At 44.4% G+C, this 19,230-nt stretch carries 15 protein-coding genes; 8 read left to right on the plus strand and 7 right to left on the minus strand.

The window, feature by feature from the left end:
• The first annotated feature begins 3 nt into the window (after window positions 1-3).
• Genes BLS28_RS23750 through BLS28_RS23770 form a run of 5 tightly spaced genes read left to right on the plus strand, consistent with a single transcriptional unit; the run spans window position 4 to window position 6,098 of the window.
• Window positions 4-1,389 carry a mercuric reductase gene (locus BLS28_RS23750; RefSeq protein ID WP_091173375.1) on the plus strand — a complete coding sequence of 462 codons (1,386 nt, stop codon included), beginning with the start codon at window positions 4-6 and terminating at the stop codon, window positions 1,387-1,389.
• A 10-nt stretch (window positions 1,390-1,399) separates the two neighbouring features.
• Window positions 1,400-2,362 (plus strand): ABC transporter ATP-binding protein, encoded by a 963-nt coding sequence (locus tag BLS28_RS23755; RefSeq protein ID WP_091173379.1) that lies wholly within the window; start codon window positions 1,400-1,402, stop codon window positions 2,360-2,362.
• Entirely contained in the window at window positions 2,355-3,926 is a 1,572-nt protein-coding gene (locus tag BLS28_RS23760) for an ABC transporter permease/substrate-binding protein (protein ID WP_091173383.1), read from the plus strand. Before BLS28_RS23755 ends, BLS28_RS23760 begins: the two co-directional genes overlap by 8 nt.
• Before the next feature lie 5 nt (window positions 3,927-3,931).
• Window positions 3,932-5,083: an ergothioneine biosynthesis protein EgtB gene (egtB, locus tag BLS28_RS23765; protein WP_091173387.1), complete on the plus strand. Its 1,152-nt coding sequence runs from the start codon at window positions 3,932-3,934 to the stop codon at window positions 5,081-5,083.
• Between the two features lie 25 nt (window positions 5,084-5,108).
• Window positions 5,109-6,098, plus strand: a complete 990-nt coding sequence (locus BLS28_RS23770; RefSeq protein WP_091173391.1) for an L-histidine N(alpha)-methyltransferase — start codon at window positions 5,109-5,111, stop codon at window positions 6,096-6,098.
• A gap of 92 nt (window positions 6,099-6,190) precedes the next feature.
• Here BLS28_RS23770 and BLS28_RS23775 read toward each other — a convergent pair whose 3' ends face one another.
• Window positions 6,191-7,012 carry a phytanoyl-CoA dioxygenase family protein gene (locus BLS28_RS23775; protein ID WP_091173394.1) on the minus strand — a complete coding sequence of 274 codons (822 nt, stop codon included), beginning with the start codon at window positions 7,010-7,012 and terminating at the stop codon, window positions 6,191-6,193.
• A 124-nt stretch (window positions 7,013-7,136) separates the two neighbouring features.
• Between BLS28_RS23775 and BLS28_RS23780 the strand changes: the two genes are divergently transcribed.
• Window positions 7,137-8,030 (plus strand): AraC family transcriptional regulator, encoded by an 894-nt coding sequence (locus BLS28_RS23780; protein ID WP_090533677.1) that lies wholly within the window; start codon window positions 7,137-7,139, stop codon window positions 8,028-8,030.
• 62 nt (window positions 8,031-8,092) lie between these two features.
• On the opposite strand, the gene BLS28_RS23785 is transcribed toward BLS28_RS23780, so the two are convergent.
• Genes BLS28_RS23785 through BLS28_RS23800 form a run of 4 tightly spaced genes read right to left on the minus strand, consistent with a single transcriptional unit; the run spans window position 8,093 to window position 10,839 of the window.
• Window positions 8,093-8,749: a response regulator transcription factor gene (locus tag BLS28_RS23785; RefSeq protein WP_091173398.1), complete on the minus strand. Its 657-nt coding sequence runs from the start codon at window positions 8,747-8,749 to the stop codon at window positions 8,093-8,095.
• Between the two features lie 51 nt (window positions 8,750-8,800).
• The gene (locus BLS28_RS23790; protein ID WP_143020853.1) at window positions 8,801-9,646 is read right to left on the minus strand and encodes a sensor histidine kinase; all 846 of its coding nucleotides are present in this window, start codon (window positions 9,644-9,646) and stop codon (window positions 8,801-8,803) included.
• Window positions 9,622-10,269: a hypothetical protein gene (locus tag BLS28_RS23795; protein ID WP_091173405.1), complete on the minus strand. Its 648-nt coding sequence runs from the start codon at window positions 10,267-10,269 to the stop codon at window positions 9,622-9,624. Before BLS28_RS23795 ends, BLS28_RS23790 begins: the two co-directional genes overlap by 25 nt.
• An 18-nt stretch (window positions 10,270-10,287) precedes the next feature.
• Window positions 10,288-10,839 (minus strand): hypothetical protein, encoded by a 552-nt coding sequence (locus BLS28_RS23800; RefSeq protein ID WP_218134503.1) that lies wholly within the window; start codon window positions 10,837-10,839, stop codon window positions 10,288-10,290.
• Between the two features lie 292 nt (window positions 10,840-11,131).
• On the opposite strand from BLS28_RS23800, the gene BLS28_RS23805 reads away from it, so the two are divergent.
• Window positions 11,132-12,067: a hypothetical protein gene (locus BLS28_RS23805; protein WP_091173412.1), complete on the plus strand. Its 936-nt coding sequence runs from the start codon at window positions 11,132-11,134 to the stop codon at window positions 12,065-12,067.
• Window positions 12,068-12,349: 282 nt separating this feature from the next.
• A complete protein-coding gene (locus BLS28_RS23810; protein WP_091173418.1) occupies window positions 12,350-14,188 on the plus strand; it encodes a hypothetical protein in 1,839 nt (612 codons plus the stop codon).
• A gap of 102 nt (window positions 14,189-14,290) precedes the next feature.
• Here BLS28_RS23810 and BLS28_RS23815 read toward each other — a convergent pair whose 3' ends face one another.
• Both BLS28_RS23815 and metH read right to left on the minus strand, forming a co-directional pair.
• Complete coding sequence (locus BLS28_RS23815; protein WP_091173421.1) at window positions 14,291-15,247, minus strand: methylenetetrahydrofolate reductase; 957 nt, start codon at window positions 15,245-15,247, stop codon at window positions 14,291-14,293.
• 227 nt (window positions 15,248-15,474) lie between these two features.
• Complete coding sequence (gene metH / locus BLS28_RS23820) at window positions 15,475-19,179, minus strand: methionine synthase (RefSeq protein ID WP_091173423.1); 3,705 nt, start codon at window positions 19,177-19,179, stop codon at window positions 15,475-15,477.
• Window positions 19,180-19,230: the final 51 nt, after the last annotated feature.

The raw sequence follows: 19,230 nt of genomic DNA on the forward strand, positions 1-19,230 counted from the left end.
GCTATGAAAACATACGATGCCATTGTTATAGGCGCCGGTCAGGCCGGCGCCCCATTAGCCAAAAAATTGGCTAATGCCGGGAAAAAGACCGTTATAATTGAGAAACGATTTTATGGCGGTACTTGCGTTAACGATGGCTGTACGCCTACTAAAACCATGGTTGCTTCGGCAAAGGCGGCTTACATGGCCGGTAAAAGTCATGAATTGGGCGTGCCGGTAAAAAAGTTTTCGGTTGATCTTGCCGCCATAAAAAAACGTAAGGATGATATCGTATTACGCTCGCGTAATGGCGGACTAAAATCTGCCGAAAAAACACAGAACCTCGATGTGGTGTTAGGCGAGGCGACTTTTACCGGCGAAAAAACGGTTGAGGTTAAGCTTAATAGCGGGAAAAAGCAAACGATTACTGCCGATCTTATCTTTTTAAACCCCGGCGCGCTGCCTTTGATTCCCCAAATTGAAGGATTGAATGAGATACAATATCTCAACTCAACCACCATACTTGATTTGGAAGAAGTACCGGGGCATCTGCTTGTGCTTGGCGGAAATTACATTGGACTGGAGTTTGGGCAGATGTTTCGGCGGTTTGGCAGCAAGGTTACTATTTTAGAAAAATCAGAGCGGATAGTTTCGCATGAGGATGAGGATATTTCGGCAGAGATGCAAAAGATCCTCGAACTGGAGAAAATCGAGGTACTCAATAATGCTCAGGCTGTTAAGTTTAAACAAAAAGCCGGCGGCAAAATAACAGCAACAATAGCTCAAAAAGGGGAGGAGCGCAAAATTAAATGCACCCATGTATTGGTGGCCATCGGCCGTAAACCGCAAACGGAGGCTTTGAATTTGCCCATCGCCGGGATTGAAACGGATGAGCATGGTAATATCAAAGTGAACGATAAGCTGGAAACCTCCGCCGCCGGTGTCTATGCATTGGGAGATGCAAAAGGAGGACCGGCGTTTACACACATTTCCTATAACGATTATACCATTGTTTACCGTAACCTTTTTGAAAAAACGGATTATAACATCCAGGACCGTCCGGTGCCTTATTGCATGTTTACCGATCCGCAACTGGGCAGGATCGGTTTGGATGAAACCGGGGCAAAAAAGCTGGGGATTAAATATAAAGTAGCAAAACTGCCCATGGCCCATGTGGCGCGTGCTATTGAAACCGGCGATACACGTGGTTTTATGAAAGCCATTGTTGATCCCGATACGAAAAAGATCTTAGGTGCTACGGTACTTGGCCCCGAAGGCGGAGAAATCATGACTGTGCTGCAAATGGCCATGGAAGGCGGTATCACTTACGATAGGATCCGCTATTGTGTTTTTGCCCATCCACTGTATTCCGAATCGCTGAATAACCTTTTCATGACCCTTGGGGATTAAACCAGCGCGCATGATCAAGGTTGATAAGGTAAGCAAATATTTTGGTGGGGTTAAAGCAGTTGATGGGGTATCTTTCGAGGTAGGGGAGCAGGAGAACCTCATTTTGTTGGGCACCAGCGGCTGCGGTAAAACCACCACGCTAAAAATGATCAACCGGCTTATTGAGCCAACCAAAGGCAGTATTTACATTCATGGTAAAAACATCATGGAGCAGCAGCCTGAAATCCTGCGCCGCGGAATTGGCTACGTATTGCAAAATAATGGCTTGTTTCCGCATTATACGGTTGCTCAAAATATAGCGGTTGTTCCTAACTTATTAAAATGGGATAAGCAGAAAACTGAAAAGCGCACGGCCGAGCTAATGGAAAAACTCCACCTCGATGCTTCGTATCTGAATATTTACCCTAACGAACTGAGCGGTGGCCAGCAGCAGCGCATTGGCCTGGCCAGAGCATTGGTTTCGGACCCGCCGGTGCTGTTGATGGATGAGCCCTTCGGGGCGTTGGACAATGTTACCCGATCAAAAATCCACGCCGAATTTAAGGCACTTGATGAGCTTAAGCGTAAAACCATCATCATGGTAACGCACGATGTACAGGAAGCTTTTGAATTGGGCGACAGGATCTGCCTGATGGATAAAGGAAAAATTGTACAGTCGGGCACACCTGCTCAATTGCTTTTTAATCCTGTCAATGATTTTGTAAAGGATTTTCTGAAACATCAGCGGTTGCAGCTGGAATTTAAGGCGATTAAACTGATTGACCTTTGGGAGTTGTTACCAGAGTTGAACAAAGAAGCAAAAGCTTCGTCATTTGAAGCTGGTATTAACCTGTGGGAAGCCCTGGAGAGTTTTAAATTTAATAACGGCGAAACCATTAATATCAGCAAAGATCAAAACCAGATTAAAACTGTAAGCTTTGAACAACTGATGACGGCCTTTTATCAATATAAAAACCATCAGGCCCATGAATGAGCAACAGCAAACTTTATGGCAGTTTATACAGCAGCAGGCCGGCAAGTTGCAGGAACAAACACTGCAGCATATCGGGCTTACTTTTATTTCGTTGTGTATAGCTGTATTGGTTGGCTTGCCGCTGGGCATTCTTATTGTTCGTAAAAAACAATTCGCCGGTGTAGTTTTAGGTATTGCAGGTGTATTGCAAACAATTCCCAGTATAGCGTTGCTTGGTTTCATGATCCCGCTTTTAGGGATTGGTCCTAAGCCAGCCATTGTTGCATTATTGCTATACGCACTTCTACCCATTATCCGCAACACCTACACGGGCATTTTAGGGGTTGATGCGGCCGTTAAAGAAGCTGCTGTTGCTATGGGGATGAGCAAATGGCAAATACTGTTTAAGGTAGAATTGCCCCTGGCTATGCCGGTAATATTTGCGGGCATCCGTACCGCTACGGTGATCAACGTTGGCGTGGCAACACTGGCCTCGCTCATTGCAGCCGGTGGTTTGGGCGAGTTTATTTTCGGTGGGATCTCACTTAATAATACCAACATGATCCTGGCAGGAGCAATCCCATCGGCCTTGCTTGCTGTTATTTTTGATTTATTACTGTCGATGGTGCAGAAGGTCAGCTTTAAAAAGCTTAAACGGGTGGTATATGCTTTTCCGGTATTGCTGATTGTTTTATGCCTGTTCTATATCATCCCGGCAAAATCAGAAGGAAGGCTTACCGCGGGTTTTACGCCCGAGTTTATGGGCAGGCAGGACGGCGACCTCGGCCTTAGGAGCAAATATGGCTTAAAGATCCATACTATCGTAATCAGTGATGCTGTAATGTATAAAGCTGCGTTTGAGAAGCATCTCGACGTGATCAGCGGATACTCAACCGATGGCAGGCTAAAAGCTTACGATTTGGTTGTGCTGGATGATGATAAGCACATTTTTCCGCCATACTATGCGGCGCCAATTGTTCGCGATGATGCCCTGAAAAAATTTCCTGACCTTGAGCCGACATTAAATCTGCTTTCGGGCAAAATAAATGATTCAGTCATGACGGTTTTAAATTACCGTACCGACTATCTTCACCAAAGCCCCGAGCGCGTTGCAAAGGATTTTTTGGTTGCCAATAAATTATGGCGACCGGAACGGGGCGGGAACGATGGTATAGTGCGGATAGGTTCAAAGATATTTGGTGAACAATACATCCTGGCTAATATGTACAGCATGCTGATAAAGGGTTATACAGATCATGAGGTATCAACCAAAACAGGCCTTGGCGGCACCAAAATTTGCTTTGACGCGCTAACCAATAACCAGATAGATTTTTACCCAGAATACACGGGGACGGGTTTGCTGGCTATTTTACAGGCATCGCCAAAAACGGTTAATGAGGTAACAGTAAACAGGGATAGCACATACAATTATGTACAACGCCAGTTTGAAAGCAGGTATCAAATTAAATGGCTTAAACCCATTGGTTTTAACAATGCTTACGCTTTAATGATGAGGCAGCAGCAGGCCAGGAAATTGGGGATTAAAACAATTTCAAACTTAAAACAGTTTTTGGATAAGAAATAACATCGATGGATTTAATAGCCCGGTACAAAGAGGTACGCCAACGTACAGAAAAAATTTGTTCGTATTTGCAAACGGAAGACTATGTGGTGCAGCCCGTAGTGGACGTTAGTCCGCCTAAATGGCACATTGGTCACGTTACCTGGTTTTTTGAAACGTTCATCCTTAAGCCCTACTTCATGGGTTACAAGGAATATAATCCTGATTATAATTACGTTTTTAACAGTTACTACGAAACTGTTGGCACGCGCGTGATCCGTACAGATCGTGGTAACTTAAGCCGCCCAACGGTTATTGAAATTTACAGTTACCGTAAATATGTTGACGAGGCCATGGAGGGCTTTTTATGCGGCGAAGTAGGTGACGATGTTAAAGAACTCCTTATTCTCGGTTTTAACCACGAAGAGCAGCACCAGGAACTTTTAATGACGGATATTAAATACATCCTGGGCCATAATCCGCTGTTTCCTGCCTATAATAAAAATTACGCTGCCCCCCGTATTGATGAAGGGGAGGGTGATGCTTTTATCAGCATGGATGAAGGCATTTATGAAATAGGTTTTACCGGCGATGGATTTTGTTTCGATAATGAGCTTAACCGGCATAAAGTATACCTCAATGCTTATGAAATAAGCCCCAAACTGGTAACCAATGCCGAATACCTGGAATTTATTAACAGCGGCGGTTATCATGATTTCCGGCACTGGCATGCCGAAGGCTGGGATTGGGTGAAAACCAATAAAGTAGAAGCGCCTTTGTATTGGCATTTGATAGATAATGAATGGCATAACTATACCTATCACGGTTTAGAGCCACTTCATTTGAAAGATCCGGTTACCCATATCAGCTATTTTGAAGCCTATGCTTACGCTTCGTGGAAGGGCTTGCGTTTGCCGACCGAGTTTGAGTGGGAAGCTGCCTCTTCAAAATTTAACTGGGGGCGCCGCTGGGAGTGGACAGAAAGTTCCTACCTGCCTTACCCGGGTTTTGCCAAGGCGCCGGGTGCCATAGGCGAATACAATGGCAAGTTTATGGTTAACCAGAAAGTTTTGCGCGGCGCGTCAGAAGTTACACCTCCGGGTCATAGTCGTGCAACTTATCGCAATTTTTTTCAGACAAATTTACGATGGCAATTTACTGGCATAAGACTTGCGAGGTAAATTGACACAAAACACCACCACATCTATGAACCAAGCCTTTACACCCACAGCCGTAAATTGTGACATAAGCGCCGAAAACAGGCAGTTTTATGCCGACGTTGTAGCAGGGCTGCAGGCGGAGCCAAAGCATCTCAATTCAAAGTATTTTTATGATGCCAATGGCGATAAGCTGTTCCAGGAGCTCATGAACTGCCCTGAATACTATCCGACTAACTGCGAACTGGAGATCTTTTCAGAAAAAACCGCTGAAATCTGCGATGCGCTGATTGCTGATGGCGATGCTTTTGACCTGATAGAACTTGGTGCTGGTGATGCCACAAAATCCTCTTACCTGCTTAAATATCTGCTGGATAAAAAGGCTGATTTTACTTATTTGCCTATTGATATCTCAGATAATGTAATATCATACCTCAACATAACGCTGCCCGTAACCTTGCCAGGTTTAAAGATCACCGGACTTAACGGTGAATATTTTGAAATGCTGAATAAGGCTGCAGCTATTTCACCAAGGCGTAAAGTGGTGCTGTTTTTAGGTTCAAACATCGGCAATATGCCACTTGATGGGGCTATAGAGTTTTGTCGTGAGCTAAGGAATAACCTATCAGAAGGGGATATGGTGTTAATTGGCATGGACCTGAAAAAAGACCCGCGCGTTATTCTTGCTGCTTATAATGACAAAGATGGTATTACCCGCGAGTTTAATCTCAACCTGTTACGCCGCATTAACCGCGAGCTGCATGCTAATTTTGATATAAGCAAGTTTGAACATTATCCAACCTACGATCCTGAAACCGGGGCGTGCAAAAGCTACCTCATCAGTTTGCAAGATCAGCAGGTAAGCATCGGCAACGAAAAAATAGATTTCAAGAAGGATGAATACATCTATATGGAGATATCCCAAAAGTTTACCCTTATGCAAACCGATCAGATAGCCATAAACACAGGCTTTCAACCGGTAGGCCAGTTTTTTGATACCAAAAAATGGTTTATTGATGCGGTTTGGGTGGCAGCGTGACCGTTGATTGATAATGATTACGTTGATTTCGCTGATGCTTTAACATGTTCATACGATCAACGTAATCAGTGCAATCAAAAATCATCAGCGGTTCAGAGCACCTTCGGGTTCAACTCCGAATCAATCAGCCCGCCGATAGGCTTACCCATAAGCCATTTTTGATGATCATTTTTTTGCCATTCGTTTTTGTAAGGGGTGACGCGGGCGCCATCGGCTACATAAATGATGGTCATGATCTCGCGCATTTTGTCTGAGTTGTTGCCGGGAGCATTGTGGATGGTGAAGCCCCGGTGCCAGGTTGCGTCGCCAGCCTTCATGGTTTTGGCGCGGGTTATTTCAAACCCTTTCTCTTTCACATATTCGTCAAACGCCGATTCCGATTCGTCAGAAATTTCATGGTTAAATACAGCGCCATTAACGTATGAACCCGAGGCAAAGGTCAGCATACCCATGTTTACATCAATATCAACCAGGGGCATCCAGAGGGTTACCGTATTGTTGGTATCGATGGGCCAGTAATATTGGTCCTGGTGCCATGGGGTAGGGCCGCCGCCGGGTTCTTTAAAGAGTGCCTGGTCGTGATAGATACGCACATTTTCAACTCCCATGAGGTCGGCGGCAATTTTGGCCAGGCGTTTGGCCATTACAAAGGTTTTAACATCTTCATCAACCTGCCAAAGGTTCATGATCTGCAAAAAGGCTTTACCATAAGTATCGCGCTCTTCCAGTTTGCGCTTTTCGGTGTTGTACCTGTCGGCCGCGCCAACAATTACGGGGCGATAGGCAGCAATTTCATCTTTTGTAAGCACTTCGTGTACAAGGGTATGGCCTTTTTCACGAAATTCATTAATATTGTGGTTGGATAGTTTTATAAAATTATCAAGTGACGGTAAATGAGCGATCTGTGTATCCATAGTTTTTAGGTTTATATTTCAAAGTAAGGTTAACTTTAGTTGAAAAAAAATGAAATGAATGGTACATTTATGGATGATTTTATCCGTAATTTGAATTAGAATTTTATTTACGTTAAAATATGCAATGATAAAAGCGTCGTACGAAGTTCTTCAACCTACAAATACGCAGTCATTTCTGGTACGGAAATTTGATAAGCTGGCATTTGATGCCCCTTATCATTTTCATGAAGAATATGAATTAACGTGTATCATCAGCGGCACCGGCAAACGCTATGTTGGCAGCCACATGGAAGATTTTGCGTCCGGCGATCTGGTGTTGCTTGGTTCTAACCTGCCGCATTGCTGGAAACTTGAACCCAATGAAACAGTGCTTCGCGAGGCAAGCGCGGTGGTGATCCAGTTTAATGATGCTTTTTTGGGCGAGGAGTTTTTTAACAAATTTGAGCTTCAGCTTATCAAAAAACTTTTTCAGCAAAGCGGTTGCGGAGTGTCATTTTATGGCGAAACGCGTGCCGAAGTTAACAAACTACTGCTTAGCCTGGTTGAAGAGAAAAGTAATTTCAGGATGCTGATAGGTTTGCTCGAGATCCTGCACCGTATGGCTTCATCAGAAGAGTACGTGCTGCTCGATCAGAACCGCATTATTGGCGAGCGCTCAAATACCGAGCGTGAGCGTATTAACCCGGTATTTGCTTACCTGGTTGAAAATTTCAGAAAACATGTATCATTAGATAAAGCGGCCGGTATTGCCAATATGACCCCGAATGCTTTTTGCAAATACTTTAAAAAAGTTACCCGCAAAACATTCATGGAAACTATAATTGAGTATCGCCTTAATTATGCCATACAGCAACTGGTGCAAACAGATAAGCCTATTTCAGAGATCTCCTATGAGAGTGGCTTTGGCGATGTATCGCACTTTTATAAAATGTTTAAAGCCAAAATGAACCTCAGCCCACTTAACTACCGCAAAAGGTTTATGCGCAACCTGGCCGGCGATAAAAAGTTGTCGGCGTAGTTGTTACTAAGTCCAACGTCAGAAGTCCGAAAGTTCCCTTTTCTATAGCTTAGTACCAATGGTTACGTGACGTTAATAATACCACGCTTAATAGCGTAAATAACCAACCCTACTAAATTTTTCGATCCGGTTTTTTCAAACAGCCTTGCGCGGTAACCTTCAACCGTGCGCACACTCAGGAAAATTTTATCTGCTATCTCCTGGTTGGAGCACTCCTGGCAAACCAGTTTAAGCACTTCAATTTCGCGCTCGTTAAGGTCGGTTTTGTTATTGGGGATATTATCGGCGTGGTCGTTACCTACCAGCTGTTTGATGAGCGTTATAGAAAGATGCTCATTAAAATAAAAACCTTTGTTATAAACGGTTGATACAGCCTCGATGATCTCTTCCGGTTCGGCGTTTTTAAGCAGGTAGCCCGACGCGCCGGCTTTCATCATATCCACAATGTATTTGTCTTCATTAAACATGGATAACGCCAGGATCTTAATGTCCTTAAAATGCTGATGGACATAGGTGGCGGTTTGGATGCCGTCCATTTCGGGCATTTTAATATCCATCAATATAACATCGGGGGTTTTGTCGGTCAATAAGCCTATCAGCTCTTTGCCGTTCGAAGCTTCGAGTACCAGCTCAAAACCTCCGCAATCTTCAAGGGTAGCTTTTAAACCATTTCTGAAAATTTTATGGTCGTCTACTATACCTAATTTAATTGGGCCCATAGGTTGTTAACAAGATTCAAATTATCAATAAATATAAACTATTGATTTTAACTATGCTACTTTTAATTTAATGATACTGATTGCCCCGCTAAGCGGTTTGCTGTACGTATTTATTTCGCCATTAATGAGTTGCACGCGGCTTTGTAAATTTTTAAGACCAAAGCCCTGCTTAACATCGCCCATATTAAAGCCTTTGCCGTTATCCTTAAACTCCATAATGAGGTAACCGGCTTGTAAGGCCATATTAAGGTTTATGACCGTAGCTTCCGAGTGTTTGATAGCATTACCAAACAACTCCTGGGCTATGCGGTACAGTGCCAGTTCAATTTCATTAGAGAAGCGCTTGTCGGCAAAATTTTTAGTGAAATTAACTTTGATATGGGTGTTGTTTTCCACCTTGGTACACAGCGCCTCAACAGCAATCAGCAATCCATAGTCGGTAAGTATAGGAGGCAGGACGTTTTGTATAATGTTCCTGATCTCCTGGATGCACTCATCGGCCAGTTTGCGGGTATCTATCAGCAGGGGTTGGCTTACCTCGCTCACGCAATTTTTGTCCAGCCGGTGCAGGTTAAGCTTGATTGCCGAAAGCACCTGCCCAACGCTGTCGTGCAGGTCTTCGGCCAGGCGTCTGCGCTCACTTTCCTGGGTTTCAAAAACAGCGTTCATTAAATCTGTTTGCCGTGCATCATGCATGGCGCGTAACTCTGCCTGGTTTTTTAGCATCCTTCGCTGGTAAATAATCACGAAGAAAAATAAAAAGCCGATCAATATAACAACTACGAGTGTCCCGATGATGAGTACCGGGATTAAGCCATTTTGGGTTATCTCTAAAATAAGGCTGTTATACATGATCATAATATGCAAACCTGCTATGCCTTTTTTTGTGGCTTGCAAAGTAATGCAACAGAGTATATTAGATTCGTAATAATATTAGTTATGCTAAAGATAACATAATAATCTGCTTTATCCTTATCAGGTATCTTGCTAAAAAGCATAAATAAAAAGATATTGACTGCTGAGTAAAATAGCACGCCTGAATTAAACCAAAATAAACCTTGTTTTTCAATATGAATAAAGGTTTGTGGATTTAAAAGCTGATAGAAGTATATAAGCGACAATACTATTAGTAAAAGACTTGATGCTGTATTCGAAACCGATGGATAATCGAAAGGATGCCTCGCATAATACAATACAATACTCATTGTCGAAGCTGCTAATATTAATGTTGTTATTTTCAGTATCGAATTTCTAAACAAATTATAGTAGATAATACCAAAGAAAATAATGCTAATTGTAACATAAACATGAAGTAATGGATTGGTGTTTAATGGATGTCCTGTATATGGTTTGAAAGCGAAAGCCAACCATTGACCAAAATCAAAAAGACTTGATATTAGCAAAAATAGTGACAATGTTTTCATTAGTCTATCCAACCCCTTGTAATTATAGGCAGCGGCCAATAGCGGGACAACGCCAGAAATTACTGATATTTTAGATAATAATAGGGCGACATCCATGGTGTTTAGGATAGATATCTAATCGTTTGTAAGTATATTTTGTGGGCATCCAGATGTTCCAGGGCATGGCATAGCCTGTTCACCAACAATATTGTCATTTTGGGCTGTCATGAGTGCGAAGGTTTGAACACCTTTGGCAGACTCTTTAGCCACTGCTGATTTATTGCCTGGAAGTTGATCTTCTCCATCAGCCGTTACCCCAGTGATTATAAAATGCTGCTGCCCGCTAACATTGGCGATAACAGATAAAAGGAAATTGCTTACAGAAACCCAAAACTTTTGCCAGCTATTAAGTTTTTGATCGTTGGCATAATAGATACGGATGCCCATGCAGCCATCTTGCTTTAATATGGTGTTTAATATTTCCTGTCCGAAAAATTGTGATATGATATCTTTTGGATTACGATGCCTGTGATTCTTTGTCCATTCGGCGGCCAGGTTGATATCAATCGGTGCGCCTTCTTTTCCGGTGATAGGTGATGAAGGTCTTCTTTCTTGTGTTTCCATAAAAAATAATAGCGTGTAGGGATTTTTTTGTATAAAACTAATACTAATAAGTATCTCTCTCAATGAGATGCCCCGGCCATATAGGTTATGATAGGTTTTTGGTTTGGTTTTATGTTGTTGGTTATTAATGAATTACAAATTATATGCGTTTTATTACCCGCGTATTATACGTATTTTTACGTATCAGAAACTGTAATCTTACGTGGCATGAAATTGCTGGTTATATAGGTCTTTTGCGCTTAAATAATCCTGTTTTTCAGGATGCAAAAAAGTTTTTAATATAATATCTGAATATGGATATTGTTTATTAAATTGCTTTTGATAATAATATCACAAAAACCTTAACCTCAATTTTATGAAACAAGAAATGCTAATTACACAGATCAGCCCTGATCAGGTAGGCGAGTTCATCAGCGAAAGCTTTTATCAAGAGTTAACCGAAAATTTTCAGCAAAAATTCCCTACAGAAGTTAAATCGGTAATGCTTAGCCGCACAGCTGTTGAAACTGTTTTAAGCGGCGAAAACGTATCCGGTATCAAGTTTATGAACGGCCTTGAAGATGCCAATGATCCTTCATCAAGAATGTTGATACTGATCCCCTGTAATTACACAGTAACTGCCAGTTTACCTAATTCCATTATCAACCAGCATGGTTTTATGACTAACACTGGTGAAGTTATTTCATTAGAAAGAACATGGCAGGTATTATTTAATCATGTATTGAATTTTAAAAAGCTTGATCCGACTATGGCTTATACACAAATTAACCGCGGATCGTTCATGGGAAGAGAAATATTAACCGAACTCGTATGTAGCACAAAAGTAAATAACTTGGTCTATCACTTCGGGCACAGTATTGATGCTGACTACTCTTATAAAGCAATTATACACCCTGAAAGCAATATGTTTTTAATAGGAGATCAATCATATCCGTGTCCAGGTTCAACAGGTTGCCCAACTACAGGCAAAGACCCATGCGCCCTTACCCGTATTACAACTACTATGTTAGGCACCGAAGCCGAAGGCCAGTTAAATACACTGCGCGCGTTCCGCGATAAAATACTAACCGATAAGTTTAGTGGTGTGGAAGTTGAGAAATATTACACCATTTCTGCATCGCTGCTGGAAGCTCTTGACAAAACACCAAACCAAGAGGCGATATTTAAAGGCCTGTACGATAAATATATTGCTACTTCGCTTAACGCGATAAACCAAAATGATGAGGAAACTGCTTTTGCCTTGTTCCAAGAAGCTATGCAGCACCTCACCGAAACGTATCTGTATCAATAACAACCTAAAATGTGATTGCAAAGCGTCTTTCCTATTTGGGAGGGCGCTTTTTTGTTATATACTTTCCCTTTAAACGTAATTCTACGTTTGGTTCATGTTGATGATACGCTTTTATATCACGTACAAGCACAGGCTATAATAGCGTACTGGCAACGTTGATTGCGCAGCCGTTTTACCCAAACTTTGACACAGCAAATGAGCTGGACATCAGCCTGCTTGCGGTGGAGTATGCTGAAAATCCAGTTTAAAGAGTAAGCCGGTACAAATACTAATCAAAAACTTATGAACTACATTATTAAAGGGAACCTTCGCGGTTTATTATGTTCAGATTGCGAACTGCCCGTTGCGGGTACATCGGTAAAAGTTTATCGCCCGTCCGATCAGCAAAATGAAACCCGGCTTGCTGTAGCCGATCCCAAACAAACCTTTCATCAGGTAAATGATGATGAACTGAAAGCCAAGGAACGGCTGTTCATCACCCAGGCCGATGTGCAGGAAAACGGCGATTTTACTATAGAAATCGATGGCGGCAAATCAGGCTATGAAGGCGGCAGTATTGATGTAGACTGGTATTGCGGCAACGTGCCTTTCAAAATTCCTTTGCCTAAAAAGGATCCGGCATTACAGTTCCACATTACTACGCTGCAACCCCTGTATAAAAGCAGCCAGGAAAGTGCTCAATATGCGAGATTTGATTATAAAATAGATGCCAAATGGTTTTGCCGTATCCTTACCCTGTTGGATATTTGGGTAGTTTGCGGTTATGTAAACGATTGTGAAACCCAAAAGCCAATCCCCGGTGTTAAAGTTTTTGCTTATGATGTAGACCTGCTGCAAGACGACTATTTGGGCAACGCCTATACCGATAACAACGGCAAGTTCACTATCGTATATCCTGGCGACAATTTTAGGAAAACCTTATTGCCATGGCTTAATGTAGAATGGCCTGCCGGACCTGATTATTATTTCAGGGTTGAAAGCTCATCTGGCACTGTATTGTTAGCGGAAGACCGCACCCGCGGCCGCCAAAACGACAGGCACAACGCCAATAACTGTTTCTGCGTAAAGCTGTGTATTAAAGGCGGCGGCATTATTACCAGCGATACACCATGGTTTACTTCGGTAGGGAATTTCAGCATTACATCTGATATCGACGGCAGCGGTAAAACCCTCATCAGCAAATTTGGAGCGGGTGGCACAGGTTACGGTTTCTTTGGTTCGGTTAAGCTGGGGGGCTACGCCACCAAGAAAGTGCCCACCGCGCCGGCCAGCCCGCTTTATTACCGCTTTTTGTTTTCTACCGATAACGTGAACTTCAGCCCGGTAACCACCGCCCAGATGGAAACTACAGCCTTAAAAGTCGCCAGCCGGCAAATCACCTGGAATGGTACCACCGCATTTCAGGATGTAGTGATCGATATCAATCAACCGGCTTCTGTGCCCGATAGCGTACCGGTAGATAATTACCCTAACCCAATCCCGGATCATGTGCTGCACCCGGATGTTAACGGCTGGGTACGGGTTGACCAACCCGCGCTTGATAATGGCTTTTATGGCTCGTTGTTTTACTTAAACACAACTACCATCATCGGCGGCGGCGATGCCAGCGCCGGTTTAACGCCTGGTTTAGCTGTACCTGTGGCGGATCAGAAAAACGGCAGAATGTTATACATCCAATTTCAAACTACTGACGATCCGGCTAATCCAGGCTCGCCAAACCTGAATACCCAATCGCTTATCGGCAAAATCTATGTGAATAACTGGAACGAAGTGAACCTGCTGAAGCTGGAAGAGCTTTTTGCCGGCGGAGGCAGCGGCTGCACTCCGGTAAGCGGAACCGCCCATGCCGATTACACAGTTGATCATGAACTGATTGCCAGCTGGTCGCTGGGTGTATGGTCAAACGCTACGGGTACGGTCAGCGGTTTGCCCAGTGGCACAACTCCGCGCGGAGATGCTAAGAAATTTGACATGGCCTCGCCGTCACCATTTGTTTTAACTCCACCTTTTAGCGCATGGCCCTCATGCGCCTATAGCCTAACCCTGACAACCTATCGCAAATTAACCACCGGCGAAATTAACGACTGGGGAAAAACGAACCAGGTTATCTTTTGCAAGTAACCTGCATGTGAACGGGGGAAGAGGGTGCCGTTGCATGTCGGCGCCCTCTCATTTTATTAAATCTGGGCATGGTTAGCCTACAATCGACATTGTGAAAAGTTCTTAAAATATCGCCTCCGCAATCCTTTTAGTAGGCCCGGCGTTACTCATGGTATAAAAATGCAGTACCGGTGCGCCAAAAGCAATCAGTTCTTTACACTGGTTAATCATCCATTCAATACCTACCTCTTTTACATCCTTTTCGGTGGCACAGGCGTGGATAGCATCGCTCAGATCTTCCGGAATATCAATATGGAATGTCTTTGACAGCGTAACCAATTGTTTTGATGATGTGATCGGTTTCAGCCCCGGAATAATAGGCACATTGATACCGTTGGCCCGGCAACCATTTACAAACTCCTTGTATTTACCAATATCAAAAAACATCTGGGTTACAATGAACTGTGCACCCATTTCTACCTTTTGCTTCAGGTATTTAAAGTCGGTTTTAAGGTTCGGGGCTTCAAAATGCTTTTCGGGATAACCGGCTACGCCAATACAAAAGTTTGTTTTGGCTGTATTGCCATGGTCCTCATGCAAATAAATACCGTTGTTAAGGTTTACTACCTGCTGCAGCAAATCGGTAGCATAACAATGGCCATTAGGCGTAGGTACAAATGATGAATCGCCAAGGCGCGCATCGCCACGCAATACCAGTACGTTTTCGATACCTAAAAACTCTAATTCTATAAGGGCGTTCTCGGTTTCGTCTTTGGTAAAGCCGCCACAAAGCAGGTGGGGCACGGTATCAACCTTATACCTGTTCATGATAGCCGCGCAGATGGCAATAGTGCCCGGGCGTTTGCGGTACGATAGTTTCTCGAGCAAACCGCTTGGATGCTGCTTGTAAATAAAATCCTCGCGCAGGGTAGTAACATCAATAAACGGAGGTTTAAACTCCATCAGCGGATCAATAGCATTATAGATGCCCTGGATACTTTGCCCCTTTAAAGGCGGGATCAGTTCAAAAGAAAAGAGTGTTTTGCCATTGGCGTTTGCTATATGTTCAGGTATTTTCATTTGACCCCTAACCCCCAAGGGGGAATTTTTTTATTTAAGTTTTATAATTACAATTTAAGTTCCCCTCTTGAGAGGGGGCGCGGTGGAATTGTGTGTTGGCGGGGTGTATTATGTGGCGTTTATTTTTCGCTCCGTTAACACACCCCTCCACCCCTCTCAAGAGGGGAATCGCACAAGCCCTCGCTTTGTCGTTTCTTCCCTTACTCCCCCTTTAGGGGGCCGGGGGGCTAATAATTAATATTCGGCCCTAACCATCTTTCCACATCCTCCAATGGCATTTGTTTACGGATAGCATAATCCTCAACCTGATCCTTACTGATTTTACCCAAGCCAAAATATCTTGCCTGCGGATGTGCGAAGTAGAAACCGCTTACCGATGCGGCCGGCAGCATGGCCAGGCTTTCGGTTAGGTGCATGTTTGCGTTGTCTTCTGCTTTTAGTAATTCAAACAAGGTGGTTTTTTCGGTATGGTCCGGACAGGCCGGATAACCCGGTGCCGGACGGATGCCCTGGTACTCTTCCTTGATCAGGTCGGCATTGCTTAGCTGTTCGCCTTTGGCATAGCCCCAGTATTCCTTACGTACCAGTTCGTGCATTTTTTCGGCAAAAGCTTCGGCAAGGCGGTCGGCAAGGGCTTTGGCCATAATGCTGTTATAGTCGTCATGGTCGGCCTCAAACTCAGCAACCAATTCATCACAACCTAAACCGGTTGTTACCGCAAAGCCGCCGAAATAATCAGGCACACCGCTTTCTTTTGGTGCGATAAAATCTGACAAGGCATAATACGGATCATTCTTCACCTTTTCGGCCTGCTGGCGTAAGGTATGGATGCGATTTAAAACTGTTGTGCGATTTTCATCGGTATATAATTCAATATCATCACCTACGGCATTGGCCGGCCAGAAGCCAATTACACCTTTTGCGGTGAACAGTTTCTGGTCAACAATACGTTTCATCAATACCTGCGCATCATCAAATAGTTTTTTGGCTTCAACGCCTACAAACTTATCGTCAAAGATCTTCGGATAGCTGCCGCGAAGTTCCCAGGTATGGAAAAACGGCGTCCAGTCGATATAAGGCAGCAACTCTTCCAGCGGGAAATTCTCAAATACTTTGGTGCCTGTAAACGCGGGTTTCGGCGCCACATCGCCATCCAGGCTAATCTGGAATTTACCGGCACGGGCTTCTTCGATAGTTACAAAACGCTTGTCCGATTTTTTGTTGGCATGTGCCTCGCGGGCTTTGGCATATTCATCCTTAATGCCCTGGATATAGGCATCCCGGTTGTCCTTGCTCATTAGATTGCTGCAAACGGTAACGCTGCGCGAAGCATCCAAAACGTGAATGGCAGCCCCGGAGTATTGCGGCGCTACTTTTACGGCAGCGTGAATGCGCGACGTTGTAGCACCACCAATGATTAGCGGAATGGTAAAACCTTCGCGTTCCATTTCCTTGGCAAAGTGCACCATTTCATCAAGCGATGGGGTGATTAAACCACTTAACCCAATGATATCAACGTTTTGCTTTTTAGCCTCTTCAATAATGCGTTGCGCGGGCACCATCACCCCAAGGTCAATCACCTCAAAGTTGTTACAAGCCAGCACTACGCCAACTATATTTTTGCCGATATCATGTACATCGCCTTTTACGGTGGCCATTAACACCTTGCCGGCGTTGGCGCGCTGATCGGCATTTACGTTGTTCTTTTTTTCTTCCTCAATAAAAGGCAGTAGGTAAGCCACAGCCTTTTTCATTACACGGGCTGATTTTACCACTTGTGGTAAAAACATTTTACCGGCACCGAACAAGTCGCCTACGATATTCATACCGTCCATCAACGGACCTTCAATAACCTCAAGGGGTTTGCTGTAGGCCTGGCGGGCTTCCTCCACATCGTCGTCAAGGTATTCAACAATGCCTTTTACCAGCGAGTGGGAGAGGCGCTCCTGAACGGTGCCTTTGCGCCATTCTTCGTCGCGTACTACTTCTTTGCCTTTACTTTTGATGGTGTCGGCAAACTCAACCAGGCGCTCGGTAGCATCCGGGCGGCGGTTAAGGAGTACATCTTCTACAAGCTCCAAAAGGTTTTTCGGAATTTCCTCGTAAACCTCCAGCATCCCGGCATTTACAATACCCATATCCATACCCGCTTTAATAGCATGGTACAGGAAAGCCGAGTGCATAGCCTCGCGCACGGTATTATTACCCCTGAACGAGAATGAAATATTACTCACACCGCCGCTCACTTTAGCGTGCGGCAGGTTTTGCTTGATCCAGCGGGTAGCTTCAATAAAATCAACCGCGTAATTATTATGTTCTTCCAGGCCGGTAGCAACTGTTAAGATGTTTGGGTCGAAAATAATATCCTGCGGGGGGAATCCTACTTCGTTCACCAGTATATCGTATGACCGTTTACAGATCTCGATCCGGCGCTCCAGTGAATCGGCCTGACCGGTTTCGTCAAAGGCCATTACAACGGTAGCAGCGCCATAGCTTAAGATTTTCCGGGCCTGTTCCTTAAATTTTTCTTCGCCCTCTTTAAGGGAGATAGAGTTCACGATACCTTTTCCCTGTACGCATTTTAAACCAGCCTCAATCACCGTCCATTTGGATGAGTCGATCATAATAGGCAGTTTGGCAATATCCGGTTCAGAAGCAACCAGGTTCAGGAATTTTACCATCACAGCCTCCGAATCAATCATGCCCTCATCCATGTTAATATCGATGACCTGCGCGCCGCCTTCTACCTGTTGCAGAGCAACACTTAGAGCTGCCTCATAATCTTCGGCGAGGATCAATTTGGAAAACTTTGGTGAACCGGTGATATTGGTACGCTCACCCACATTAACAAAAATGCTTTCGGGTTTTATGGTAACGGATTCCAAACCGCTCAGGCGCATGTCCGGCTCAATTTCCGGAATGGGGCGGGGCGGATATTTGGCAGCCTTATCGGCAATACATTTAATATGCTCGGGCGTGGTACCGCAGCACCCACCAACTATATTAACCAGGCCGGCTTTGATAAAATCGTCAACCTGATGAGCGGTTTCATGCGGAGTTTCATCGTATTGACCAAACTCGTTGGGTAAGCCGGCGTTTGGATAGGCCGAAATAAATACACCTGCCTTTTCAGAAAGCTCGGCAAGGTGCGGACGCATTTCCCGCGCACCCAAAGCGCAGTTTAGGCCTACTGATAGCAGGTTGGCATGGCTTATCGAGTTCCAGAAAGCTTCGACAGTTTGCCCTGAAAGGGTACGGCCTGAAGCATCGGTAATGGTTCCTGAGATCATGATCCCGCCCGAATTCCTGAAAGCAGGAAAATCCTTGCCTGCAGCTTTACACTCCTGCTCATAACGTTTTATGGCAAACAGGGCTGCTTTTGCATTCAGGGTATCAAATATGGTTTCAACCAATAACAGGTGCGAACCACCGTCAACCAAACCGCGTACCTGGTCATAGTAGGCCTCGGCCAGATCATCAAAGGTAACGGCGCGATATCCGGGGTCGTTAACGTCTGGCGATAAGGAAGCAGTACGGTTGGTTGGCCCGATGGCACCGGCAACAAAGCGCGGCTTTTCGGGGGTGCGCCGGGTATATTCGTCGGCTACTTCGCGGGCAATGCGTGCACCCTCGTAGCTTAGTTCATAAGCCAGTTCTTCCAGGTGATAATCGGCAAGGGAAATTACCTGTGTGCTGAAAGTGTTAGTTTCAATGATATCCGCACCGGCATCCAGGTATTCGGCATGGATGGCTTTGATAATATCAGGGCGCGTGATATTGAGCAGGTCGTTATTGCCCTGCAGGTCGCTATGATGATCGCGAAAACGCTCGCCACGAAAATCCTTCTCCGTGAGCTGGTACCTTTGAATCATGGTACCCATTGCTCCGTCAATCACCAGGATGCGTTTCTGTAATTCTTTTCTAATGTCCATTTTTTGAGATGTGAGATATGAGATATAAGATGTGAGACCTTGGCAAAAAGT

The organism is Mucilaginibacter gossypii (assembly GCF_900100945.1).
Classification (GTDB): Bacteria; Bacteroidota; Bacteroidia; order Sphingobacteriales; family Sphingobacteriaceae; genus Mucilaginibacter; species Mucilaginibacter gossypii.